Origin of the sequence: Pseudomonas kribbensis (assembly GCF_003352185.1) — a bacterium.
Classification (GTDB): Bacteria; Pseudomonadota; Gammaproteobacteria; order Pseudomonadales; family Pseudomonadaceae; genus Aquipseudomonas; species Aquipseudomonas kribbensis.
In genome coordinates this window covers 5,906,425-5,927,234 of sequence record NZ_CP029608.1, presented here as the reverse complement: position 1 = coordinate 5,927,234, position 20,810 = coordinate 5,906,425, and the positions used below count along the sequence as shown (strand labels likewise).

The window sequence follows — 20,810 nt, the reverse complement described above, 5'->3', positions numbered from 1 at the left end:
AGCCGTCCTCCATGTTTGGTTCCAACGACGACAAGAAGACCCCAGCTGCGGCTGGCGAGAAGAAAAGCCTGTTCGGATGGCTGCGCAAAAAGCCGCAGGAACCCGTCGTCGAACAGCCGACTGCCATTCCTGAGCCAGCCCCGGCGCCAGCACCTGTCATAGAAGAAGTGCCGGCGCCGGTTGTGCTGCCGATTGCCGAGCCGGTGTTGCAACCGGTGGCCGAAGTCGAGCCTGAAGCGCCGGCTGCCGCTGAACTGCCGCTGACCCCGGCTGCCCAGCCATGGCTGACCTTGCCCGTGGCGGAAGAGCCGGTGGCACTGGTTGAAGAGGCTGCGCCGCACGTCACGCCGCCGATTCCGGCACCGGTTGCGTTCACTCCCGAGCCTGTTCAAGCGCCGGTGGTCGAACCTGCTCCTGTCATTCCCGAGCCGGTGGTCGCTGCGCCGGTTGCACCGATTGTCACTGCGCCCGAGCCTGCACCTGCACCTGCACCTGCACCTGCACCTGCACCTGCACCTGCACCTGCACCGGTCGTCGCAGCGCCAGTCGCTGTCGTCGAAAATCCGGTGGAGGCGCCGCGCACCGAGGAAACCAAGGCCGGCTTCTTCGCCCGCCTCAAGCAAGGTCTGTCGAAGACCAGCGCCAGCATCGGCGAGGGCATGGCCAGCCTGTTCCTCGGTAAGAAAGCCATCGATGACGATCTACTAGACGACCTCGAAACCCGTCTGCTGACCGCCGACGTCGGCGTCGAGGCGACTTCGGTGATCATCCAGCGCCTGACCCAGAAGGTCGCACGTAAAGAGCTGGCCGATTCCGACGCACTGTACAAATCCCTGCAGGCCGAACTGGCCGCGATGCTCAAGCCGGTCGAGCAGCCGCTGAAGATTGCTTCGCAGAACAAGCCGTTCGTGATCCTGGTGGTTGGCGTCAATGGCGCCGGCAAGACCACCACCATCGGCAAGCTGGCGAAGAAGCTGCAACTGGAAGGCAAGAAAGTCATGCTCGCCGCCGGTGATACCTTCCGTGCCGCCGCGGTCGAGCAGTTGCAGGTCTGGGGCGAGCGCAACAAGATTCCGGTGATCGCCCAGCACACGGGCGCCGACTCGGCTTCGGTGATCTTCGACGCCGTGCAGGCCGCCAAGGCCCGTGGCATCGATGTGCTGATCGCCGACACCGCCGGCCGGCTGCACACCAAAGACAACCTGATGGAAGAACTGAAGAAGGTTCGCCGGGTGATCGGCAAGCTCGACGCCGATGCGCCGCACGAAGTGCTGCTGGTGCTTGATGCCGGCACCGGTCAGAACGCCATCAACCAGGCCAAGCAATTCAACCAGACCGTCGAACTGACCGGCCTGGCGCTGACCAAGCTCGACGGCACCGCCAAGGGCGGGGTGATTTTCGCCCTGGCCAAGCAATTCGGTCTGCCGATCCGCTACATCGGCGTCGGTGAAGGCATCGACGATCTGCGTACCTTTGAAGCCGAACCCTTTGTCCAGGCACTGTTTGCCGAGCGGGAGCGTTCATGATTCGTTTCGAACAGGTCGGTAAGCGCTACCCGAACGGTCACGTCGGCTTGCATGAGCTGAGCTTTCGAGTCCGTCGCGGCGAGTTCCTGTTTGTCACCGGCCACTCCGGTGCCGGTAAATCCACGTTGTTGCGCCTGCTGCTGGCGATGGAGCGTCCGACCAGCGGCAAACTGCTGTTGGCCGGGCAAGACCTGAGCACCATCAGCAATGCGCAGATTCCGTTCCTGCGCCGGCAGATCGGCGTGGTGTTCCAGAATCACCAGTTGCTGTTCGATCGCACGGTGTTCAACAACGTCGCGCTGCCGTTGCAGATCCTCGGGCTGTCCAAGGCGGAAATCGCCAAGCGCGTCGATTCGGCGCTGGAGCGCGTGGCGCTGTCGGACAAGACCGATCTGTACCCCGGCGACCTGTCCACCGGTCAGCAACAGCGCGTCGGCATCGCCCGCGCCATCGTGCACCGTCCGGCCCTGCTGCTGGCGGACGAACCGACCGGTAACCTCGACCCGCGTCTGGCGGCCGAAATCATGGGCGTGTTCGAAGACATCAACCGTCTGGGCACCAGCGTGCTGATCGCCAGTCACGACCTGGCCCTGATTGCGCGCATGCGCCATCGCATGCTGACCCTGCAACGCGGCCGATTGATCGGCGATGGGGAGGCTGGCGAATGAGTGCAACACGTAGTCCGAAGGTTTCCGAGCGCGTGGCCCCGAAAGCCGCCGATCCGCAGCCGCCGAAGAAGAAAAAGCACGACGAGGATGATGGTCCGGACTTCGCCACGCTGTTTCGTGCCTGGATCGAAAGCCATCGCGCCAGCTGGATCGACAGCCTGCGCCGTCTCGGTAAGCAGCCGATTGGCAGCTTCTTCACCTGCATGGTGATGGCGGTTGCGCTGAGCCTGCCGATGGGGCTGTCGTTGTTGCTGAACAACGTCGAGCGTCTGGGTGGTTCGTGGCAGCGTGCGGCGCAGATCTCGTTGTATCTGGAGCTCGAAGCCAGTCCGGCTCAGGGCGAAGCGTTGCGTGACCAGATCAAAGGCATGCCCGGCGTAGCTGATGCTGAATATGTCGGCCGCGATCAGGCGCTGGAAGAGTTCCAGCAACAGTCCGGATTGGGCGAAGCCTTGCGCGAGCTGCCGGAAAACCCGCTGCCGGGCGTTGTGCTGGTGACGCCGAACGAGGTCGACAAGCCGACGCTGGAAGCATTAAGACAAAAACTTTCAGAGCTGCCCAAGGTACAACAGGCGCAACTTGATCTAGTCTGGGTCGAGCGTCTGGCCGCCATCCTCAAGCTCGGCGACCGCTTTGTCTTCGGTCTGACGGTGTTGCTGGTTTCCGCATTACTTTTGGTGATAGGCAATACCATTCGTCTTCATATTGAAAACCGCCGCACAGAGATAGAAGTGATTAAACTCGTCGGCGGCACCGACAGCTATGTGCGTCGTCCCTTCCTTTATATGGGCGCGTTGTATGGCTTCGGTGCAGGGCTGCTGTCCTGGGGTGTGCTGGCGTTCGGCCTGAACTGGCTGAACGACGCGGTGGTTGGGCTGGCCGGCTTGTACGGCAGTGATTTCGCACTGGCCGGAGTGCCAGTTGCCGACGGTCTGTCGCTCTTGCTTGGCGCGGTGCTGTTGGGTTATATCGGTGCATGGATTGCAGTCGCACGTCATCTCAGGGAGCTGGCGCCGAAGTAGAATCTTTTTTGCGCGTGATTGACCTTGCGGTTTTTTGGGAACTTGTACCTGAGTTCCCGGTCAATTTTTCGCAGTGCCGAAAGGCGCGAGTATGTAAGTCGGAGGTTTTTTCGTATGACCAATTCTTTGCAACCTGCGTATGCATTGGTTCCGGGCGCAAACCTGGAAGCCTATGTGCACACCGTCAACAGCATTCCATTGCTGACGCCGGAGCAGGAGCGTGAACTGGCCGAGAGTCTCTACTATGAGCAGGATCTTGGGGCGGCTCGGCAGATGGTGCTCGCCCACCTGCGATTTGTCGTACACATTGCCCGTAGCTATTCCGGCTACGGTCTGGCTCAGGCTGACCTGATCCAGGAAGGCAACGTCGGCCTGATGAAGGCCGTGAAGCGCTTCAACCCGGAAATGGGCGTGCGTCTGGTGTCCTTTGCGGTGCACTGGATCAAGGCCGAGATTCACGAGTTCATCCTGCGCAACTGGCGGATCGTGAAAGTCGCGACCACCAAGGCCCAGCGCAAGCTGTTCTTCAACCTGCGCAGCCAGAAGAAGCGTCTGGCCTGGCTGAACAACGAGGAAGTCCACCGTGTGGCGGAAAGCCTCGGCGTCGAGCCCCGTGAAGTGCGTGAGATGGAAAGTCGCCTGACCGGTCATGACATGGCCTTCGACCCGGCTGCCGAAGCCGACGACGACAGTGCTTTCCAGTCGCCGGCCAACTATCTGGAAGACCACCGGTACGACCCAGCGCGTCAACTGGAAGATGCCGACTGGAGCGACAACTCCAATCACAATCTGCACGAAGCGCTGGAAGTGCTGGACGAACGCAGCCGCGACATCCTCTACCAGCGCTGGCTGGCAGAAGAGAAAGCCACGTTGCACGACCTGGCGCAGAAGTACAACGTGTCGGCCGAGCGGATCCGTCAGCTCGAGAAGAGCGCGATGAACAAGCTCAAGTTGTCGATTGCCGCGTAACCGGTAGTCCGGCAATAAAAAAACGCCCCGATCAGTGATGATCGGGGCGTTTTTGTGTGCGCTTCAAAAGCTCATTGGGCCCAGGGTGCGCGGCGTGAATCATCGAGTGTCAGCAGATAGCTGTCGCCACCCAACTGGCTCATCTGCTGGCGAATCCAGCCCGCCCGGCGCGAAACATAGGAAGTCGGGTGACTGGCGCTCCAGACCCGGGGATTGGGCAATACGGCTGCCAGATAACTCGCCTGCTGGCGGGACAAAGACTTGGCGCTTACGCCAAAGTGATGCCGTGCCGCCGCTTCTGCGCCAAACACGCCGTCGTCCCACTCGACACTGTTCAGGTACACCTCAAGAATCCGCTGCTTTGGCCAGAACACTTCGATCAGCGCGGTAAACCACGCTTCCAGTCCTTTGCGCAGATAGCTGCGGCCGGACCACAAGAACAGGTTTTTCGACACTTGCTGGCTCAGCGTGCTGGCACCGCGAATCGAACCGCCGAGTTCGTTGTGGGCCAGTGCGGCCTTGATCGCACTCAGGTCAAAACCCCAGTGCTCGGGGAATTTCTGGTCTTCACCGGCAATCACCGCGACCTTCAGGTCATCGGAGATCTCGTCCCACGGCTTCCAGGTGCGTTGCAGGTCGATCGGCTCGCCGTCGACCCAGGATTCGATCTTGCGCTCGACCATCAGCGCCGTGCCCGGCGGCGGCACGAAACGAAACACCAACACCAGCAATACGCTGCCGCCCGCGAACCAGAGCAGGGCCTTCGTGAAACGACGGAGAAATAAACGCAGCATAGAGATGGCTTGGCCGAACCGGTTGAGCGGGCCATTATACAGACCCTGCCGATCGAGTCTGAGTGGAGTTCTACATGCTGCGTAGCTTTCTGATGCTGGCTGCCTTCTTTGGTTTTACCGGTGTCGGCCTTGGCGCATTCGCCGCCCATGGCCTGAAAAACCGCCTGACCCCCGAGTACCTCGCGATCTTCCACACCGGCGTCACCTATCAACTGGTGCACGCGCTGGCGCTGTTCGGCGTGGCGCTGCTGGCCACGCAGCTTCAGGGGCGTCTGGTCGCCTGGGCCGGTATCTCGTTCAGCATCGGCATCCTGCTGTTCTCCGGCAGTCTGTACCTGCTGACCACCGTCGGCATCGGCAAGCTCGGCATCATCACCCCGTTCGGTGGCCTGGCGTTCCTGATCGGCTGGCTGTGCCTCGGACTCGCCGCCTGGCGCCTGCAGCCAACCGCTTGACGCTTGGTGCTGACCTTTAGGTCATGATCGGGCTAGAATGCCACCCCCTAAAAAGTGATGGCGGCGTTGCGCATGCGCATTCAGTTGAACGGTGAATCCTTTGAACTGCCCGACGGTGAAACCGTTGCGGCCCTGCTGACCCGTCTGGACCTGACCGGACGCCGCGTCGCGGTCGAACTCAATCTGGATATCGTCCCGCGCAGCCAGCACGCCGACACCACTTTGAATGACGGCGACAACGTCGAAGTGGTGCACGCCATCGGCGGCGGCTAGTCGCCAGGCCTGGATGGGCCGAGAATTCTGCAAGACCCTCACCCCAACAGAGGATTTCCCATGAGCATCGTTCGTAGCGACAAGCCTTTCGTTCTGGCCGGTCGTACTTACCAGTCGCGTTTGCTGGTCGGTACCGGCAAGTACCGTGACATGGAAGAAACCCGCCTGGCCATCGAAGCCTCGGGTGCCGAGATCGTCACCTTCGCGGTGCGCCGCACCAACCTGGGCCAGATCGAAGGCGAGCCGAACCTGCTCGAAGTGCTGTCGCCGGATCGCTACACCTTCCTGCCGAACACCGCCGGCTGCTACGACGCGGTCGAAGCCGTGCGCACCTGCCGCCTGGCCCGTGAGCTGCTCGATGGCCACAACCTGGTGAAGCTGGAAGTGCTGGCCGACCAGAAAACCCTGTTCCCCAACGTGATCGAAACCCTCAAGGCCGCCGAAGTGCTGGTCAAGGAAGGTTTCGACGTGATGGTTTACACCAGTGATGACCCGATCATCGCCCGGCAACTGGCGGAAATCGGCTGCATCGCGGTGATGCCGCTGGCCGGCCTGATCGGCTCGGGCCTGGGGATCTGCAACCCGTACAACCTGCAGATCATCCTCGAAGAAGCCAAAATTCCGGTGCTGGTGGATGCCGGTGTCGGTACCGCTTCCGATGCCACCATCTCCATGGAGCTGGGCTGTGACGCCGTGCTGATGAACTCGGCCATCGCCCACGCCCAGCAGCCGATCATGATGGCCGAAGCCATGAAACACGCGATCGTCGCGGGCCGCCTGGCCTACCTCGCCGGCCGCATGCCGAAAAAACTCTATGCCAGCGCCTCTTCGCCGCTGGATGGTCTGATCAAGTAAGAGCTATTGATGACTGAATCGAACGACACGCCAATCCAGACGGAAGAAGGCGACGAGCGCCAACACCGCCGCATCAAGAGTTTCGTGATGCGCGCCGGGCGCATGACCGAAGGCCAGCAACGCGGCCTGGATCAGGGCGCGCCGAAGTTCGTCCTGCCGCTGGCCGACGCGCCGGTGGATTACGATCAGGTGTTCGGCCGTTCCGCGCCGCGTTCGCTGGAGATCGGTTTCGGCATGGGCCACTCGCTGCTGGAAATGGCAGCCGCTGCGCCGGAACAGGATTTCATCGGTGTCGAGGTTCACCGTCCGGGTGTCGGCGCGCTGCTCAATGGCGTGCTGACTCAGGGCCTGACCAACCTGCGGGTCTACGATTGCGACGCGATCGAAGTACTGAACCGCTGCATCGCCGACAATAGCCTCGATCGCCTGATGCTGTTCTTCCCGGACCCGTGGCACAAGAGCCGTCACCACAAGCGCCGCATCGTCCAGGCGTCCTTCGCTGAGCTGGTGCGCAGCAAGCTGAAAGTCGGCGGCATTCTGCACATGGCCACCGACTGGGAGCCGTATGCCGAATACATGCTGGAAGTGATGAACGTCGCCCCGGGCTACCGCAACCTCGCCGAAGACGGCAAGTGCGTACCACGCCCGGCCGAACGCCCGATCACCAAGTTCGAACGCCGCGGCGAACGTCTTGGGCATGGCGTGTGGGATCTGAAGTTCGAAAAGCAGTCCTAAGCATCACGCAATAAAAACTGTGGGAGCGAGCTTGCTCGCGATGAGGCCATAACATTCAACATTTATGTCGTCTGTTACACCGCCATCGCGAGCAAGCTCGCTCCCACAGTTGTTTTGTATGTGCTGAAAATCAGCGGCGGTCGGCGACTACGCCGATCAAAACCAGCACCACCAACAGCACCGGCGCCAGGCTGTAGTTATTGAACTGGCTCAGCCCCTTCACCACCCACGGCGTGGCGTAGATCAACGCTGCGCCGCTGCCTACCATGCACAGCAGGGCCATCAGCGGGACGCGCAGGGCGCCGGCGATGCTGCCCAGGCGTTGCTCGACCCAGCCCTTGAAGTCGGCGCCGAACAGCACCAGCAGGCAGCCCACCAGGGCCAGCGCGATTTCCGAAAGATTGCTGCGGCTCCAGCGGGAGACAGTGGCGAGCAGGTCGAGTATCAAATCCATGCGGTTTCCCCGGGAGCCATTCAGCTCAGAAATTTCTGCAGCAAATCGTTGAGAAAGAGTTGTCCGCGCTCAGTGGCCGCCAGACGTGACGGTTCGACCTGCAACAGACCGCTTTGTTCGGCCTCGCGCCGGTGTTCATCGAGGCTTTCCAGCGGCAGGCCGGTGCGCTCGGGGTACAGGCGTGATTCGACGCCGGCGGTCAGGCGCAGGGCGTTCATCAGGAACTCGAACGGCATCTCGTCATTGGTCAGGGCTTTCTCGCCGGCCTGGAAGCTTTTGGCCGGGTTGAGGTAGTCCTTCGGCAGTCGGGTCTTCCAGGTGCGCACGATGCGCCCGTCCGGATGGCTGAGCTTGCCGTGGGCGCCGGCGCCGATACCGATGAAGTCGCCGAAACTCCAGTAGTTGAGGTTATGCCGCGCCGGACGACCCGGTTGGGCGTAAGCGGAAACCTCGTACTGCGCGTAACCGTGTTCGGCCAGCAGCGCCTGTCCGGCTTCCTGAATGTCCCACAACGTGTCGTCTTCCGGCAGCACCGGCGGCTGGTTCCAGAACACGGTGTTCGGCTCCAGCGTCAGCTGATACCAGGAAATGTGCGTCGGTTTCAGCTCGATGGCCTGGCGCAGATCGCTCAGGGCATCGTCCAGCGACTGGTCCGGCAAGCCGTGCATCAGGTCGAGGTTGAAGTTATCGAATCCGGCCTGGCGCGCCATGCCTGCCGCCCGCACGGCTTCATCGCCGTTGTGGATGCGGCCGAGGGCCTTGAGCTTTTCCTGCTGGAAGCTCTGGATACCGATCGACAGGCGATTGATCCCCAGTTTGCGGTAGGCGACGAACTTCTCTTGCTCGAAAGTCCCGGGGTTGGCTTCCAGGGTGATTTCGATGTCATCGGCAAACGGGATGCGTTGTTTGACGCCTTCGAGCAAGCGGCCCAGTGCTTCGGCACTGAACAGGCTCGGCGTACCGCCGCCAAAGAAGATCGAACTCAACTCGCGGCCGTACACCGCGTGCAGATCCTGGTCGAGGTCGGCCAGCAGCGCATCGACGTATTCCTGCTCCGGCAGCACGGGACTGGCGGTGTGGGAGTTGAAGTCGCAATAAGGGCATTTGCGCACACACCACGGGATGTGGATGTACAGCGCCAGGGGCGGCAGTGTCGGCAACGGCGCCCGAGGCGAAGAGGCGGCGCCACCGACGATCAGTGGCGTCGCAGAAGAATCACGGGTCATTTCAAGCCCAGACGCTGGCGCAGCAGATCCATTGCACGGGCGCGGTGACTGATCTGGTTCTTGTCGCTCGGGCTCAGCTCGGCGCTGGACACGTTACGCTCCGGCACCCAGAACAGCGGGTCATAGCCGAAACCGTGTTCGCCGCTGGCGGCAGTCAGGATGCGCCCGTGCCACAGGCCTTCGCAGAGGATTGGCAGCGGATCGTCGGCGTGACGCACCAGCGCCAGCACGCAGACGAACTGCGCGCCACGTTCGGCTTCAGGCACATCTTTCAAAGCGTCGAGCAGTTTGGCGTTGTTCGCCGCGTCGCCCTTGCCGTCGGCGTAGCGCGCGGAGTAGATGCCCGGTGCGCCACCGAGAAAGTCCACTGCCAGACCCGAATCGTCGGCCAGCGCCGGCAGCCCGGAGATGCGCGCGGCATTGCGGGCCTTGAGGATCGCGTTCTCGACGAACGACAGACCGGTTTCTTCCGGCTCCACGCTGCTGAACTCGCCGATCGAGCGCAATTGCACCGATTCGCCGAGCATGGCCTGGAGTTCCTTGAGTTTGCCGGCGTTATGGCTGGCCAGTACGAGTTGCTTGAGGTTCATCATTCGCCGGGGAAAAGCTCTTGGTTGAAATTGATGGTGTTGATCTTGTCACCGTTCTGCACCTTGATTTCGAAGGTGCGGGTTTCCTGCTGTTCCACCGGGTACTGGGCGATGTAATAGATCGCACCCTGTTCGGTAACCTGGCGGAAATTCAGGGTCACGGTCTGGCTGGTCAGATCTTTGACCGTGCCGGTGACATTGGCGATCAGCGGCTTGCCGTCCTTGATCACCGAGACATTGATCACGCCCTGATTCTTGCTGCGGATCAGCTCGGCAGCCTTGGCGATGTCCGGTTGCAGGTAGGTCGAGTTGAAGGTGTTGTAGTGCACCGTCACGTCGCCGAAGGTTTCCTGGCGCTCGCTCTTGATGGCATCGGCTGCCATGGCCGACAGGCTCAGGCAGGCGGCCAGCAGCGTGGTAATCAGGCGTCCCATGTTCGTTCTCCTCGCAATGTCGTGGTTCAGACCGCGATTCTGTGATCCTGCAGCCCCGGGCTGCTGACGCGGTAGATACCGATCTCACCTAACAGATTAGGCCATAGCTTACTGGCCCACCCGTGGCGGTGCTGTTGATCCACGGCAAGCCGATCAATGACCTTCGCCTCACGTTCGCGACAAAGTTCTTCAAAGTCTTCGAAGGTGCAGAAGTGAATGTTCGGCGTGTTGTACCAGGTGTACGGCAGGAACTCGGACACCGGCATCCGGCCCTTGCTCGCCAGATACCAGCGGCAGCGCCAGTGGCCGAAGTTGGGGAAGGTGATGATGCACTGGCGACCGACCCGCAGCATTTCGTCGAGGATCTTGTCCGGGTAGTGCACGGCCTGCAGGGCCTGGGTCATCACGACCACGTCGAAGCTGTTGCTGGCGAAGTTGCCCAGGCCCTTGTCCAGGTCCTGTTCGATGACGTTGATGCCCTTGGCCACGCACTCGGCGATGTTGTCCGGGTCGTTTTCCAGGCCATAACCGGTGACCTGCTTGTGGTCGCGCAGCCAGGTCAGCAACTCGCCGTCACCGCAACCGAGGTCGAGCACGCGGCTGCCGGCGGGGATCCATTCCTGGATGATTTCCAGATCAGCTCTCATGGCTTGTTCACACCGTAATTCGGTTCATGTAATTGCCGAACGCCTGCAAATAACGCGGGATCGGAATCAGGAAGGCGTCGTGGCCCTGGGGCGCGTCGATTTCCAGGTAGCTGACGTCCTTGCGTGCAGCCATCAGTGCGTCCACCAGTTCCCGCGAGCGGGCCGGGGAGAAGCGCCAGTCGGTGGTGAACGACATCACGCAGAACTTGGCTTTCGCGCCTTCGAAGGTTTTCGCCAGGTTATCGTCGAAGTTAGCCGCCGGATCGAAGTAATCCAGCGCCTTGGTCATCAACAGATAAGTGTTGGCATCGAAGCGACCGGAGAACTCTTCACCCTGATAACGCAGGTAGCTTTCGACCTGGAACTCGACGCTGTGAAAGTCGTAGTTGAGTTTTTCGCTCTTCAGGCCACGGCCGAATTTCTCGCCCATGGAGTCGTCGGACAGGTAGGTGATGTGCCCGACCATCCGCGCCAGCATCAGGCCACGCTTGGGGATCACGCCCTGTTCCTGGAACGAGCCGCCGTGGAATTCCGGGTCGGTGAGGATCGCCTGGCGCGCCACTTCGTTGAAGGCGATGTTCTGCGCCGACAGCTTGGGGGCCGAGGCGATGGCCAGGCAGTGGCGAACGCGATCCGGATAGGTGATGGTCCATTGCAGCGCCTGCATGCCGCCGAGGCTGCCGCCGATCACTGCCGCCCACTGGCCGATGCCGAGCAGGTCGGCCAGGCGTGCCTGGCTGTGCACCCAGTCTTCCACGGTCAGCACCGGGAAATCGGCGCCGAACGGCTTGCCGGTGTCCGGGTTGAGGCTGCTCGGGCCGGTGGAGCCGTTACAGCCGCCGAGGTTGTTCAGGCTGACCACGAAGAACTTGTTGGTGTCGATCGGTTTGCCGGGGCCGATGCAGCTGTCCCACCAACCGGGCTTGCGGTCGTCGACGCTGTGATAACCGGCGGCATGGTGGTGGCCGGACAAGGCGTGGCAGATCAACACGGCGTTGCTCGCTTGCGTGTTCAGCGTGCCGTAGGTTTCGTAGATCAGGTCATAAGCGGCCAGCGAACGGCCGCAGGCCAGGGCCAGCGGTTCGCTGAAGTGCGCCGTTTGCGGCGTCACCAGACCAACAGAATCGGGGGGAAAGGCAGCTGGCATCGACCCTGCTCTCGTTGAAATGAGGCGTAAGTCTAAAGACCGCTGCCCCCAGCGGCAAGCAACGATCAGGCCTGATTTGCGCTCGTTCCCACGCGGAGCGTTGGAGCGATCAAGGAAGAGCTAAACCGGGTAAATCCGGGAGTTTCTTCGGTGAGCAAATCTTCATCCGCTTCTGCCGGTTCAACTCACCACTGATCAGACTCACCTGACTCTTGGAAACCCCAAAAGCCTTGGCCAAAAACCCCATCAGATACGCATTGGCCTTGCCCTCGACCGGCGGCGCGGTCAGGCGGATCTTCAGGCGGTCGCCGTGCAGCCCGGCGAAGTCATCGCTGCGGGCTGCCGGTTGCAGGTGACACTCGAGGATCAGGTCGTCACCGTCCCAACGGAACCAGCTCACATCAACAGGCGCAGGATTTCCGGCATCATCGTCATCGCCGCGAGGTTGTTGATCACCAGCATGTCGATCAGCTTCAGCACGAGGAAGGCGAAGATTGGCGACAGGTCCAGACCGCCCATGCTCGGCAGGAGACGGCGGAACGGCGCCAGGGCCGGTTCACATATCTGGTTCACCAGCTCGGCGCCCGGATTGTGGCTGCCTGGTGCGACCCAGGACAGGATGATGCTGATGATCATGGCCCAGAAGAAAATCTTCAGGAACAGCGCGGTCACGCCGATGATCGACCAGATGAACAGTTGCAGCGGGTTGCCGGTGGTGCCGTAGGTCAGCAGCAGGGTCAGTGCCATCAGTGCCAGTTGCACGAGGATTGCCAGCACCAGCGAGGACATGTCGAGGCCGAACAGGCTCGGGATGATCCGGCGCAGTGGCTTGAGCAGCGGCTGGGTAGCCTTGACCACGAACTGGCACAGCGGGTTGTAGAAGTTCGCCCGTACCAGTTGCAGGACGAAGCGCAGCAGCACGATCAGCAGGTACAGGCTGCCGAGGGTTTGCAGCACGTAGACCGCTGCGGTGTTCAATCCAATCATGTAAGGCTCCTTATTTGCCCAGTTGTTCGGCCATCTCGGCCGAGCGGTGCGCGGCGGCGCCGAGTGCTTTTTCCACCAGGGCTTCGAAGCCGCCGGCCTGGAACGATTTGATCGCAGCTTCAGTGGTACCCGCTGGCGAGGTCACGCGGCGGCGTAGTTCGGCGGCGTCGACGTCGCTGGAAACCGCCATGTGCGCGGCGCCCAGCGCAGTTTGCAGGGTCAGTTGCTCGGCGGTTTCCTTCGGCAGGCCGAGTTTGACGCCGGCAGCGGTCATGGCTTCGATCAGCAGGAAGAAGTACGCAGGGCCGGAACCGGAGACGGCGGTGACCGCGTCCAGTTGCTGCTCTTCGTTCAGCCACAGGGCGATGCCCACGGCGGACAGCAGCTCTTCAGCCTGCTGGCGCTGTTCGGCGCTGACTTCGCCGGTGGCGTACAAGCCGCTCACGCCCTGACGCAGCAACGCCGGGGTATTGGGCATGCAGCGTACGATCGGCTGCTCGCCAAGCCATGCAGTCATGCTGGCGCAGGTGATGCCGGCGGCGATGGACACCACCAGTTGGTTCGGCTTCAGGCTTGGGCGGATCGCTTCGCACACGGCCTTCATGGCCTGCGGCTTGACCGCCAGCACGACAACGTCGGCGCCGTCGATGGCCTGGGCGTTGTCAGCGAAGGTTTCGATGCCGTGCTCGGCGCTGACCCGGTTGCGGGTCTCTTCGCCCGGATCGCTGGCGCGGATGTGTGCGGCTTCCAGACCCTTGGCCCGCAGGCCGCCGATCAGGCTGGCGGCCATGTTGCCGGCACCGATAAAGGCAATACGCGTGTCGCTCATGTCAGGTCCTTATCTGGAAATCATCAAGATTGGGAGTAGTCGCGAGCGCCAAACAGGGCCGTACCGATACGGACCCAGGTGGCGCCCTGGGCAATGGCCGACTCGAGGTCGTGGCTCATGCCCATGGAAAGTGTGTCGAGCGGCAGATCGAGGCCGGCCTGCAATTTCCGGACGGCAGCGAATGCAGCATCCTGCTCGGCGCGATCTTCGGTAGGCTCGGGAATCGCCATCAGCCCGCGCAACTTCAAGCGCGGCAGGGCGCCGATGGCCTGAGCCAGGGCCGGCAGGTCGGCCGGGGTGCAGCCGGACTTGCTGGCTTCACCGCTGACGTTGACCTGAATGCAGATGTTCAGTGGCGGCAGATCCGCCGGACGTTGCTCGGACAGGCGTTGGGCGATTTTCAGGCGATCCACGGAGTGCACCCAGGCGAAGTGCTCGGCAATCGAGCGGGTCTTGTTCGACTGAATGGGGCCGATGAAGTGCCAGATCAAGGGCAGGTCGGCCAGTTCGAGCTGTTTGCCCAAAGCTTCCTGCAGATAGTTCTCGCCAAAGTCGCGCAGGCCGGCGGCGTACGCTTCGCGCAGGGCTTCGGCGGGTTTGGTCTTGCTAACGGCCAGCAGCTGGACGCTGTTTTCATCGCGGCCGGCGGCTTGAGTCGCTGCCTGGATGCGCGAACTAACGTGGAGAATGTTGTCTGCTATCGTGGACATCAAGAGGCGCCAGCGGTCTGAAGGTTCGCGGCATTCTACTGGAATTGAGGGACGCTATGGATATCACTGAACTGCTGGCCTTCAGCGCCAAACAGGGCGCTTCCGACCTGCACCTGTCTGCCGGACTGCCGCCGATGATCCGCGTGGATGGCGATGTGCGGCGGATCAATCTGCCGGCGCTGGATCACAAACAGGTGCATGAACTGATCTACGACATCATGAACGACACCCAGCGGGTGGAGTTCGAGAAACATCTGGAAACCGACTTTTCCTTCGAAGTGCCGGGCGTGGCGCGGTTTCGGGTCAATGCCTTCAACCAGAACCGTGGCGCCGGCGCCGTGTTCCGCACCATCCCGTCGAAAGTGCTGAGCATGGAAGACCTCGCCATGGGCGATGTCTTTCGCAAGATCACCGACGCCCCGCGCGGGCTGGTGCTGGTGACCGGGCCGACCGGTTCCGGCAAATCCACTACCCTGGCGGCGATGATCGATTACCTCAACACCCACCGTCATCACCACATCCTGACCATCGAAGACCCGATCGAATTCGTTCACGAATCGCGCAAATGCCTGATCAATCAGCGTGAAGTCCATCGCGATACCCGCAGTTTTGCCACGGCACTGCGCTCGGCGCTGCGGGAAGACCCGGACGTGATCCTGGTGGGCGAGATGCGCGACCTGGAAACCATCCGCCTGGCGCTGACCGCTGCGGAAACCGGGCATCTGGTGTTCGGCACGCTGCACACCACTTCGGCGGCCAAGACCATCGACCGGGTGGTGGACGTGTTTCCGGGGGACGAGAAGTCCATGGTGCGCTCGATGTTGTCCGAGTCGTTGCTGGCCGTGGTGTCGCAGACGCTGATCAAGAAGATCGGTGGCGGCCGGGTGGCGGCGCACGAAATCATGCTGGGAACGTCGGCGATCCGGAATCTGATCCGCGAGGACAAGGTGGCGCAGATGTATTCGGCGATCCAGACCGGCGGGTCGCTGGGGATGCAGACACTCGACATGTGCCTGAAGGATCTGGTGACCAAGGGCCTGATCAGTCGCGAACACGCGCGGGAGAAGGCGCGGACGCCGGATAACTTCTAGTGACGAAAAAAAAACGCAGCCCGAGGGCTGCGTTTTTTGTGATCTGCAAGGATCAGCGCTGTACTACGCGCATTTGCTTGCCGCCCGGTTCTTTCGGCAGCACGCGCTTGGCAACCACGTAATGCTGTTCCCAATACGGTTTGTTCAGCGTATCGATGCTCACCGCTTTGCCGCGACGCGGCGCGTGTATGAAGCGGTCGTTGCCCAGGTAGATGGCAACGTGATTGACCCTACGGCTCTTGATGTTGAAGAAAATCAGGTCGCCAGGCTTGAGATCCTTGCGCTCGACTTTCTCGCCGTGGCCGCTGGCCATGGCATTCGAGGTGCGCGGCAGGTCGAACGTGGCGTCGTTGAACGCGTATTTCACCAGGCCGCTGCAGTCGAAGCCTTTACTCGGGCTGCTGCCGCCCCAACGGTAAGGTGTACCGAGGACGTTCACCGCGCGACTGAGGACGTTGCTGCTTTCCTTGTTCGCCATCGGTGGAACCAGCTTGCCGTGACCCTTGCTGGCGAGCGTGGTGTGTTTCGTTTGTTTGCCTTTGTTCGAAGGAGCAGAGGCATGGGATTTGGGAGTGAAACCGTTAACGTTGGGAAGACGTTGCTCACGATTGGTGGCGTGGGCGGCCAGTGGCATTAATAGGCAAATAGTTAGCCATGTCTTGAAAAATGGACGCATTAGGCAGGGCTCTTATGTGTTAGCGCGCAACTTTATAACAGCTTTTTTGTCCCTTCCGAGGCCGTTGGTCGATTCAAAAGGCGGGCAACGGAACCAAACAAGCGGCAAATAGACGCAATTGTCGGACAGAAGTCAGGTGCTATAAGGCTTTGACGGACCACAAGGTAGCATTTGCCGTACGTCGGCTACATGTAAAAAAGTCACAAAGAATTAAAGAAAATTTATCTATCGCGTGTATCGAGGTCTTCATGAACCGCTATCAGCTGCCCCGTGTGAAGGAAAAGGACACCCATAGCAAGGTGATCGGTTACCTGTTGTGGATCTTCGGTTTTACCGGGTCGCACCGCTTCTATTACGGCAAGCCGGTGACCGGCACGATCTGGTTTTTCACCTTCGGCCTGCTGGGAATTGGCTGGCTGATCGACGTGTTCCTGATCCCGGCAATGGACCGGGAAGCGGACCTGCGCTTTGCGGCGGGGCCAATCGAATACAACGTGGCGTGGATACTCCTGACGTTCCTCGGCGCGTTCGGCGTGCACCGGATGTATCAGGGCAAGTGGATCAGCGGGGTGGTCTATCTGCTGACCGGCGGGTTGTTCTTTCTGGGCGTGCTGTATGACTTCTGGACGCTGAACGATCAGGTTTCGGTGCGTAACGCCGAAGGGCGGGGCGCCTTTCAGTAAGTGATGGCGAGGGAGCAAGCTCCCTCGCGATTTTTTTATGCCTGATGGCTGATCCGGCCATCCACCAGGGTGTAACGCACCACACCCGGCAGGCTGTGGCCGAGGAACGGGCAGTTCTCGCCCTTCGACAGCCAGCTCTCGCCGGCAACGGTCGAAGCCTTCGGATCGAACAGCACGATATCCGCCGCGCCGCCCACTGCCAGTTTGCCCGCCGGCAGGCGCAGGGCCTCGGCCGGGCCGGCGCTCAGGCGGGCCAGCAGCGTCGGCAGATCCAGCAGACCATCCTCGACCAGCGTCATAGCCAGCGGCAGCAGCAGTTCGACGCTGCTGATGCCCGGCTCGGTCGCGCCGAACGGGGCGAGTTTGGCATCGCGCTCATGGGGCTGGTGATGGCTGGAGATCGCCGAAACCACCCCGGACTTCACCGCTTCGCGCAGACCGTCGCGGTCGGCGCGGGTGCGCAGCGGCGGTTGTACGTGATACAGGCTGCTGAAGTCGATCAGCGCTTCATCCGTCAGGATCAGCTGATACAGGGCGACATCCGCCGTGACTTTCAAGCCACGGGCCTGGGCCTGAGCGATCAGGGCCACGCCGCGGGCGCTGGTCAGTTGACTGAAGTGGGCACGTACGCCGGTCTGCTCGACCAGCAGCAGGTCCCGGGCCAGGGCCACTGTTTCAGCGGTTTCCGGGATGCCCGGCAGGCCGAGGAAACTGGCGGTGGCGCCTTCGTGGGCCAGGCCGCCGTCGGCGAGGTCGTGATCCTGGGAGTTGAAAATCACCGTCAGGTCGAAGGTTGCCGCGTAGTCCAGCGCCCGGCACAGGGTGCGGGTGTTGCGGAAGCTCTCCAGACCGTTGCCGAACGCCACGCAACCGGCGTCGCGCAGGGCAACGAGCTCGGCCAGTTGCTCGCCATCCAGGCCTTTGCTCAGTGCGCCGATCGGGAACACCTTGGTGTTGCCGGCCTCGCGGGCGCGGTCGAGGATCAGCTCGGCCACGGCGGAGGTGTCGAGTACCGGTTTGGTCTTCGGCGGGCAGCACAGGCTGGTTACGCCGCCGGCCGCAGCCGCGCGGGTTTCGCTGGCGATGGTGCCTTTGCGGCTGTAGCCCGGCTCGCGCAGGGCGACGTTCAGGTCGACGAGGCCCGGAGCGGCGACAAGGCCTTGGGCGTCGATGGTTTCCACAGCGGTGAAACCGGCCGGTGCGGCGCCAAGGGCGACGATCTTGCAGGCTTCAACGTGAATATCGGTGATTTGATCCAGGCCGCTGCTTGGATCGATGACGCGGGCGCCGAGAATGCTGAGCTTCACTGGGCGTTCTCCTGCTCGAATTGGCGCTGGGCTGTTTGTCCGCTCATGGCCATGGACAGCACGGCCATACGGATTGCGATGCCGTAGGTGACTTGATTGAGGATCACCGAGTGCGGGCCGTCGGCCACCGCCGACTCGATCTCCACGCCACGGTTGATCGGCCCCGGGTGCATGACGATGCAATCGGGTTTGGCGCCGGCCAGGCGCGCGGTGGTCAGGCCGAACAGGCGGTAGAACTCGCCCTCGCTCGGCAGCAGGCCGCCGGTCATGCGCTCGCGTTGCAGGCGCAGCATGATCACCACGTCGACGTCTTTCAGGCCTTCGGTCATGTCGGTGTAAACCTTCACGCCGTACTGCTCGATACCGATCGGCAGCAGGGTTTTCGGCGCGATCACGCGGATGTCCTGGCAACCGAGGGTCTTCAGGGCGAGCATGTTCGAGCGTGCCACCCGCGAGTGCAGGATGTCGCCGACGATGGCCACCGAGAGGTTTTCGAAGCTGCCCTTGTGCCGACGGATGGTCAACATGTCGAGCATGCCCTGGGTCGGGTGGGCGTGACGGCCGTCGCCGCCGTTGATGATCGCCACCTGCGGGCAGACATGCTCGGCGATGAAGTGCGCGGCGCCCGAGTCACCGTGGCGCACGACGAACATGTCGGCGGCCATGGCTTCGAGGTTGCGCAGGGTGTCGAGCAGGGTTTCGCCCTTGCTGGCCGACGAGGTCGACACGTTCAGGGTGATCACGTCCGCCGACAGCCGCTGGGCCGCCAGTTCGAAGGTGGTGCGGGTGCGGGTGGAGTTTTCGAAGAACACGTTGCACACGGTCTTGCCGCGCAGCAACGGGACCTTCTTCACGGCCCGGGCACCGACTTCGAGGAACGAGTCGGCGGTGTCGAGGATTTCCGTCAGCAACTCGCGGCGCAGGCCGTCGAGCGAGAGGAAGTGGCGCAGCTGGCCCTGATCATTGAGCTGCAGCGGGCGCTTGGTATCTAGAGGCGTCATCGCGAAGGGGACTCTCAATAGGGCGGATTAAAGGGCAAGGTCTTGCAGTTCGAGGGCCAGCTCCGGCCCGGACAGCTTGACCCGCTCGTGGGCGGCCAGCGACAGCGTCGCGCCGACCACGTTCGGGCGGATCGGCAGTTCGCCGGCGTCCAGGTCCAGCAGGCAGACCAGCGTCACGCTGGCCGGGCGGCCGTAGTCGAACAGTTCGTTCATGGCGGCGCGGATGGTCCGGCCGCTCATCAGTACGTCGTCGATCAGCACCAGATGCTGGCCTTCGATTTCGAAGGGCAGGGCGGACGGGCGCACTTGCGGGTGCAGGCCGTTCTGGCTGAAGTCGTCGCGGTAGAAGGAAACGTCCAGCGTACCCAATGGCGCATCGCTGCCCAGCTCTTCGAGCAGGGCCTGGGCGACCCAGACACCGCCGGTGCGGATGCCGATGTAACGCGGTTCGCTGATACCACGCTGGGCAAGGTGCGCCTTGAGGCGTGTCGCCATCTGGCTGATCAGATCGGCGGGATTGGGCAGGCTCATGGTTGCTCCTTCTCGGGGTCGAGCCGGTTCTCGCGAACCGGGGCTCGGGTTGTAGCCAAAAGAAAAGCGCCGTAGCGCTTGTCAGGATTCAAACAGTGCGGTGTTTTCGTCGAGCCAGCCCTGCAGCAGCAGGGCGGCGGCGATGGCGTCCACCGGGTTGTCGCGGTAACTGCCTTTCTGTCCGCCGCGCACCAGTCGCTCGCCCTTGGCTTCGAAGGTCGTCAGGCGCTCGTCGTGGGTATAGAAGGGCAGGTTGTAGCGGCCGTTGAGGCGGCGGGCGAATTTCTCGGCGCGGGCGCACATCTCGCTGGGCGTACCGTCCATGTTCAGCGGCAGGCCGACCACCACGGCGTCGGGTTTCCATTCCTTTATCAGGGCTTCGACCTGGTTCCAGTCCGGCACACCGTTCTGTGCCTTCAAGGTGCACAGTTCGCGGGCCTGGCCGGTAATCACCTGGCCGACCGCCACGCCGATCTGTTTGGTGCCGTAGTCGAAGCCGAGGATCAGGCGCAGGGCCATCAGGCGTGCCCTGCCTGGCTGGTCAGCAGATTGAGATTGATCCCCAGGTGCTTGGCCGCCGCTTCCAGGCGCAGTTCGCTGCTGGTGTTGAACAGGATGTCGGCGTCGTACGGGCAGGTCAGCCAGGCGTTGTCGGCCATTTCAGCCTCCAGTTGCCCGGCTTCCCAACCGGCGTAGCCGAGGGTGATCAGGCTTTTCGCCGGGCCGACGCCGTCAGCGATGGCGAACAGCACGTCTTGCGAGGTGGACAGTGCGAGGTCGCCCTCCAGCTCGACAGTGGCCTGGAACGTCTTGCCCGCCGGATGCAGCACGAAACCGCGATCGGTCTGCACCGGGCCGCCGATGAAGATCGGCACATGCTGGCACAGCGCTGGCGGATCGATGTCCGGGCGCAATTGCTCGAGGATGTCGGCCAGATTCAGCTCTTGCGGTCGGTTGACCACCAGCCCCATTGCGCCATTGGCCGTGTGCTCGACGATGTAGGTCAAGGTGTGGGCAAAGTTCGGGTCGGCCATGTGTGGCATGGCGATCAGGAAGTGATGCTTGAGGTAGCTGGGGCTGACGTTTTTCATGTGCGGTAGTGTGGCGTTCGGGGGGCGAACTGACAAGCTGGAGATGCAAGCAACACATCGATCCATCGTGGGAGCGAGCCTGCTCGCGAAAGCAGTGTGTCATTCAATA

27 protein-coding genes are annotated in these 20,810 nt (G+C 62.1%); 10 read left to right on the top strand and 17 right to left on the bottom strand.

Annotated elements, in window-relative coordinates; genetic code table 11:
* The first annotated feature begins 11 nt into the window (after positions 1–11).
* From ftsY to rpoH, 4 genes are all read left to right on the top strand, one after another.
* Positions 12–1,526 (top strand): signal recognition particle-docking protein FtsY, encoded by a 1,515-nt coding sequence (gene ftsY / locus DLD99_RS27180; protein WP_114886105.1) that lies wholly within the window; start codon positions 12–14, stop codon positions 1,524–1,526.
* Positions 1,523–2,194: a cell division ATP-binding protein FtsE gene (gene ftsE, locus DLD99_RS27175; RefSeq protein WP_008065082.1), complete on the top strand. Its 672-nt coding sequence runs from the start codon at positions 1,523–1,525 to the stop codon at positions 2,192–2,194. Before ftsY ends, ftsE begins: the two co-directional genes overlap by 4 nt.
* On the top strand, positions 2,191–3,216 hold the full coding sequence (gene ftsX, locus DLD99_RS27170; RefSeq protein WP_114886103.1) for a permease-like cell division protein FtsX: 1,026 nt from the start codon (positions 2,191–2,193) through the stop codon (positions 3,214–3,216). The genes ftsE and ftsX overlap by 4 nt, the downstream gene beginning before the upstream one ends.
* Positions 3,217–3,330: 114 nt before the next feature.
* On the top strand, positions 3,331–4,185 hold the full coding sequence (rpoH, locus tag DLD99_RS27165) for an RNA polymerase sigma factor RpoH (RefSeq protein ID WP_003229146.1): 855 nt from the start codon (positions 3,331–3,333) through the stop codon (positions 4,183–4,185).
* Between the two features lie 71 nt (positions 4,186–4,256).
* Here the strand turns inward: rpoH and mtgA are convergent, their stop codons facing one another.
* Complete coding sequence (gene mtgA / locus DLD99_RS27160; protein ID WP_085709060.1) at positions 4,257–4,979, bottom strand: monofunctional biosynthetic peptidoglycan transglycosylase; 723 nt, start codon at positions 4,977–4,979, stop codon at positions 4,257–4,259.
* Positions 4,980–5,053: 74 nt separating this feature from the next.
* Between mtgA and DLD99_RS27155 the strand changes: the two genes are divergently transcribed.
* The 4 genes from DLD99_RS27155 to trmB all read left to right on the top strand — a co-directional run bounded on the left by DLD99_RS27155 (position 5,054) and on the right by trmB (position 7,297).
* Positions 5,054–5,434 carry a DUF423 domain-containing protein gene (locus DLD99_RS27155; RefSeq protein WP_085709061.1) on the top strand — a complete coding sequence of 127 codons (381 nt, stop codon included), beginning with the start codon at positions 5,054–5,056 and terminating at the stop codon, positions 5,432–5,434.
* Between the two features lie 72 nt (positions 5,435–5,506).
* Positions 5,507–5,707 (top strand): sulfur carrier protein ThiS, encoded by a 201-nt coding sequence (thiS, locus tag DLD99_RS27150; RefSeq protein ID WP_007953386.1) that lies wholly within the window; start codon positions 5,507–5,509, stop codon positions 5,705–5,707.
* Positions 5,708–5,767: 60 nt separating this feature from the next.
* Entirely contained in the window at positions 5,768–6,562 is a 795-nt protein-coding gene (locus DLD99_RS27145; RefSeq protein WP_007953385.1) for a thiazole synthase, read from the top strand.
* Positions 6,563–6,571: 9 nt separating this feature from the next.
* Positions 6,572–7,297, top strand: a complete 726-nt coding sequence (gene trmB / locus DLD99_RS27140; RefSeq protein WP_039767926.1) for a tRNA (guanosine(46)-N7)-methyltransferase TrmB — start codon at positions 6,572–6,574, stop codon at positions 7,295–7,297.
* 130 nt (positions 7,298–7,427) lie between these two features.
* Here the strand turns inward: trmB and DLD99_RS27135 are convergent, their stop codons facing one another.
* The 10 genes from DLD99_RS27135 to DLD99_RS27090 all read right to left on the bottom strand — a co-directional run bounded on the left by DLD99_RS27135 (position 7,428) and on the right by DLD99_RS27090 (position 14,321).
* Positions 7,428–7,751 carry a DUF3392 domain-containing protein gene (locus DLD99_RS27135; RefSeq protein WP_085709063.1) on the bottom strand — a complete coding sequence of 108 codons (324 nt, stop codon included), beginning with the start codon at positions 7,749–7,751 and terminating at the stop codon, positions 7,428–7,430.
* Between the two features lie 20 nt (positions 7,752–7,771).
* On the bottom strand, positions 7,772–8,977 hold the full coding sequence (gene hemW, locus DLD99_RS27130) for a radical SAM family heme chaperone HemW (RefSeq protein WP_114886101.1): 1,206 nt from the start codon (positions 8,975–8,977) through the stop codon (positions 7,772–7,774).
* Positions 8,974–9,570, bottom strand: a complete 597-nt coding sequence (gene rdgB, locus DLD99_RS27125; RefSeq protein WP_085709065.1) for an RdgB/HAM1 family non-canonical purine NTP pyrophosphatase — start codon at positions 9,568–9,570, stop codon at positions 8,974–8,976. The genes hemW and rdgB overlap by 4 nt, the downstream gene beginning before the upstream one ends.
* Positions 9,567–10,001, bottom strand: a complete 435-nt coding sequence (locus DLD99_RS27120) for a DUF4426 domain-containing protein (protein WP_085709066.1) — start codon at positions 9,999–10,001, stop codon at positions 9,567–9,569. The genes rdgB and DLD99_RS27120 overlap by 4 nt, the downstream gene beginning before the upstream one ends.
* A gap of 26 nt (positions 10,002–10,027) precedes the next feature.
* Positions 10,028–10,648 carry a methionine biosynthesis protein MetW gene (gene metW, locus DLD99_RS27115; protein WP_096817600.1) on the bottom strand — a complete coding sequence of 207 codons (621 nt, stop codon included), beginning with the start codon at positions 10,646–10,648 and terminating at the stop codon, positions 10,028–10,030.
* A 7-nt stretch (positions 10,649–10,655) separates the two neighbouring features.
* Positions 10,656–11,795 (bottom strand): homoserine O-succinyltransferase MetX, encoded by a 1,140-nt coding sequence (metX, locus tag DLD99_RS27110; RefSeq protein WP_114886100.1) that lies wholly within the window; start codon positions 11,793–11,795, stop codon positions 10,656–10,658.
* A gap of 109 nt (positions 11,796–11,904) precedes the next feature.
* Positions 11,905–12,195 carry a DUF167 domain-containing protein gene (locus DLD99_RS27105; protein ID WP_114886098.1) on the bottom strand — a complete coding sequence of 97 codons (291 nt, stop codon included), beginning with the start codon at positions 12,193–12,195 and terminating at the stop codon, positions 11,905–11,907.
* Positions 12,192–12,782 (bottom strand): YggT family protein, encoded by a 591-nt coding sequence (locus tag DLD99_RS27100; RefSeq protein ID WP_114886096.1) that lies wholly within the window; start codon positions 12,780–12,782, stop codon positions 12,192–12,194. The genes DLD99_RS27105 and DLD99_RS27100 overlap by 4 nt, the downstream gene beginning before the upstream one ends.
* Positions 12,783–12,792: 10 nt before the next feature.
* Positions 12,793–13,611: a pyrroline-5-carboxylate reductase gene (gene proC, locus DLD99_RS27095; protein WP_114886094.1), complete on the bottom strand. Its 819-nt coding sequence runs from the start codon at positions 13,609–13,611 to the stop codon at positions 12,793–12,795.
* A gap of 23 nt (positions 13,612–13,634) precedes the next feature.
* Complete coding sequence (locus tag DLD99_RS27090; protein ID WP_114886092.1) at positions 13,635–14,321, bottom strand: YggS family pyridoxal phosphate-dependent enzyme; 687 nt, start codon at positions 14,319–14,321, stop codon at positions 13,635–13,637.
* Positions 14,322–14,377: 56 nt separating this feature from the next.
* On the opposite strand from DLD99_RS27090, the gene DLD99_RS27085 reads away from it, so the two are divergent.
* Positions 14,378–15,412 carry a type IV pilus twitching motility protein PilT gene (locus DLD99_RS27085; RefSeq protein ID WP_114886090.1) on the top strand — a complete coding sequence of 345 codons (1,035 nt, stop codon included), beginning with the start codon at positions 14,378–14,380 and terminating at the stop codon, positions 15,410–15,412.
* 52 nt (positions 15,413–15,464) lie between these two features.
* Here the strand turns inward: DLD99_RS27085 and DLD99_RS27080 are convergent, their stop codons facing one another.
* Positions 15,465–16,088 (bottom strand): C40 family peptidase, encoded by a 624-nt coding sequence (locus DLD99_RS27080; protein WP_085709074.1) that lies wholly within the window; start codon positions 16,086–16,088, stop codon positions 15,465–15,467.
* 248 nt (positions 16,089–16,336) lie between these two features.
* Between DLD99_RS27080 and DLD99_RS27075 the strand changes: the two genes are divergently transcribed.
* Complete coding sequence (locus tag DLD99_RS27075) at positions 16,337–16,771, top strand: NINE protein (protein ID WP_114886089.1); 435 nt, start codon at positions 16,337–16,339, stop codon at positions 16,769–16,771.
* A gap of 35 nt (positions 16,772–16,806) precedes the next feature.
* Here the strand turns inward: DLD99_RS27075 and DLD99_RS27070 are convergent, their stop codons facing one another.
* The 5 genes from DLD99_RS27070 to DLD99_RS27050 all read right to left on the bottom strand — a co-directional run bounded on the left by DLD99_RS27070 (position 16,807) and on the right by DLD99_RS27050 (position 20,701).
* Positions 16,807–18,078: a dihydroorotase gene (locus DLD99_RS27070; protein ID WP_114886087.1), complete on the bottom strand. Its 1,272-nt coding sequence runs from the start codon at positions 18,076–18,078 to the stop codon at positions 16,807–16,809.
* The gene (locus tag DLD99_RS27065) at positions 18,075–19,079 is read right to left on the bottom strand and encodes an aspartate carbamoyltransferase catalytic subunit (protein WP_025109148.1); all 1,005 of its coding nucleotides are present in this window, start codon (positions 19,077–19,079) and stop codon (positions 18,075–18,077) included. Before DLD99_RS27065 ends, DLD99_RS27070 begins: the two co-directional genes overlap by 4 nt.
* 27 nt (positions 19,080–19,106) lie before the next feature.
* Positions 19,107–19,610: a bifunctional pyr operon transcriptional regulator/uracil phosphoribosyltransferase PyrR gene (gene pyrR / locus DLD99_RS27060; RefSeq protein WP_114886085.1), complete on the bottom strand. Its 504-nt coding sequence runs from the start codon at positions 19,608–19,610 to the stop codon at positions 19,107–19,109.
* Positions 19,611–19,691: 81 nt separating this feature from the next.
* Positions 19,692–20,129 carry a Holliday junction resolvase RuvX gene (ruvX, locus tag DLD99_RS27055; RefSeq protein WP_085709079.1) on the bottom strand — a complete coding sequence of 146 codons (438 nt, stop codon included), beginning with the start codon at positions 20,127–20,129 and terminating at the stop codon, positions 19,692–19,694.
* Positions 20,129–20,701 carry a YqgE/AlgH family protein gene (locus tag DLD99_RS27050; protein WP_085709080.1) on the bottom strand — a complete coding sequence of 191 codons (573 nt, stop codon included), beginning with the start codon at positions 20,699–20,701 and terminating at the stop codon, positions 20,129–20,131. The genes ruvX and DLD99_RS27050 overlap by 1 nt, the downstream gene beginning before the upstream one ends.
* Between the last annotated feature and the right edge of the window lie 109 nt (positions 20,702–20,810).

Bases quoted from the DNA above. Each gene is read 5' to 3' on its own strand.
- ftsY (WP_114886105.1), top strand. From the start codon at position 12: ATGTTTGGTTCCAACGACGACAAGAAGACCCCAGCTGCGGCTGGCGAG.
- ftsE (WP_008065082.1), top strand. From the start codon at position 1,523: ATGATTCGTTTCGAACAGGTCGGTAAGCGCTACCCGAACGGTCACGTC.
- ftsX (WP_114886103.1), top strand. From the start codon at position 2,191: ATGAGTGCAACACGTAGTCCGAAGGTTTCCGAGCGCGTGGCCCCGAAA.
- rpoH (WP_003229146.1), top strand. From the start codon at position 3,331: ATGACCAATTCTTTGCAACCTGCGTATGCATTGGTTCCGGGCGCAAAC.
- mtgA (WP_085709060.1), bottom strand. From the start codon at position 4,979: ATGCTGCGTTTATTTCTCCGTCGTTTCACGAAGGCCCTGCTCTGGTTC.
- DLD99_RS27155 (WP_085709061.1), top strand. From the start codon at position 5,054: ATGCTGCGTAGCTTTCTGATGCTGGCTGCCTTCTTTGGTTTTACCGGT.
- thiS (WP_007953386.1), top strand. From the start codon at position 5,507: ATGCGCATTCAGTTGAACGGTGAATCCTTTGAACTGCCCGACGGTGAA.
- DLD99_RS27145 (WP_007953385.1), top strand. From the start codon at position 5,768: ATGAGCATCGTTCGTAGCGACAAGCCTTTCGTTCTGGCCGGTCGTACT.
- trmB (WP_039767926.1), top strand. From the start codon at position 6,572: ATGACTGAATCGAACGACACGCCAATCCAGACGGAAGAAGGCGACGAG.
- DLD99_RS27135 (WP_085709063.1), bottom strand. From the start codon at position 7,751: ATGGATTTGATACTCGACCTGCTCGCCACTGTCTCCCGCTGGAGCCGC.
- hemW (WP_114886101.1), bottom strand. From the start codon at position 8,977: ATGACCCGTGATTCTTCTGCGACGCCACTGATCGTCGGTGGCGCCGCC.
- rdgB (WP_085709065.1), bottom strand. From the start codon at position 9,570: ATGATGAACCTCAAGCAACTCGTACTGGCCAGCCATAACGCCGGCAAA.
- DLD99_RS27120 (WP_085709066.1), bottom strand. From the start codon at position 10,001: ATGGGACGCCTGATTACCACGCTGCTGGCCGCCTGCCTGAGCCTGTCG.
- metW (WP_096817600.1), bottom strand. From the start codon at position 10,648: ATGAGAGCTGATCTGGAAATCATCCAGGAATGGATCCCCGCCGGCAGC.
- metX (WP_114886100.1), bottom strand. From the start codon at position 11,795: ATGCCAGCTGCCTTTCCCCCCGATTCTGTTGGTCTGGTGACGCCGCAA.
- DLD99_RS27100 (WP_114886096.1), bottom strand. From the start codon at position 12,782: ATGATTGGATTGAACACCGCAGCGGTCTACGTGCTGCAAACCCTCGGC.
- proC (WP_114886094.1), bottom strand. From the start codon at position 13,611: ATGAGCGACACGCGTATTGCCTTTATCGGTGCCGGCAACATGGCCGCC.
- DLD99_RS27090 (WP_114886092.1), bottom strand. From the start codon at position 14,321: ATGTCCACGATAGCAGACAACATTCTCCACGTTAGTTCGCGCATCCAG.
- DLD99_RS27085 (WP_114886090.1), top strand. From the start codon at position 14,378: ATGGATATCACTGAACTGCTGGCCTTCAGCGCCAAACAGGGCGCTTCC.
- DLD99_RS27080 (WP_085709074.1), bottom strand. From the start codon at position 16,088: ATGCGTCCATTTTTCAAGACATGGCTAACTATTTGCCTATTAATGCCA.
- DLD99_RS27075 (WP_114886089.1), top strand. From the start codon at position 16,337: ATGAACCGCTATCAGCTGCCCCGTGTGAAGGAAAAGGACACCCATAGC.
- DLD99_RS27065 (WP_025109148.1), bottom strand. From the start codon at position 19,079: ATGACGCCTCTAGATACCAAGCGCCCGCTGCAGCTCAATGATCAGGGC.
- pyrR (WP_114886085.1), bottom strand. From the start codon at position 19,610: ATGAGCCTGCCCAATCCCGCCGATCTGATCAGCCAGATGGCGACACGC.
- ruvX (WP_085709079.1), bottom strand. From the start codon at position 20,129: ATGGCCCTGCGCCTGATCCTCGGCTTCGACTACGGCACCAAACAGATC.
- DLD99_RS27050 (WP_085709080.1), bottom strand. From the start codon at position 20,701: ATGAAAAACGTCAGCCCCAGCTACCTCAAGCATCACTTCCTGATCGCC.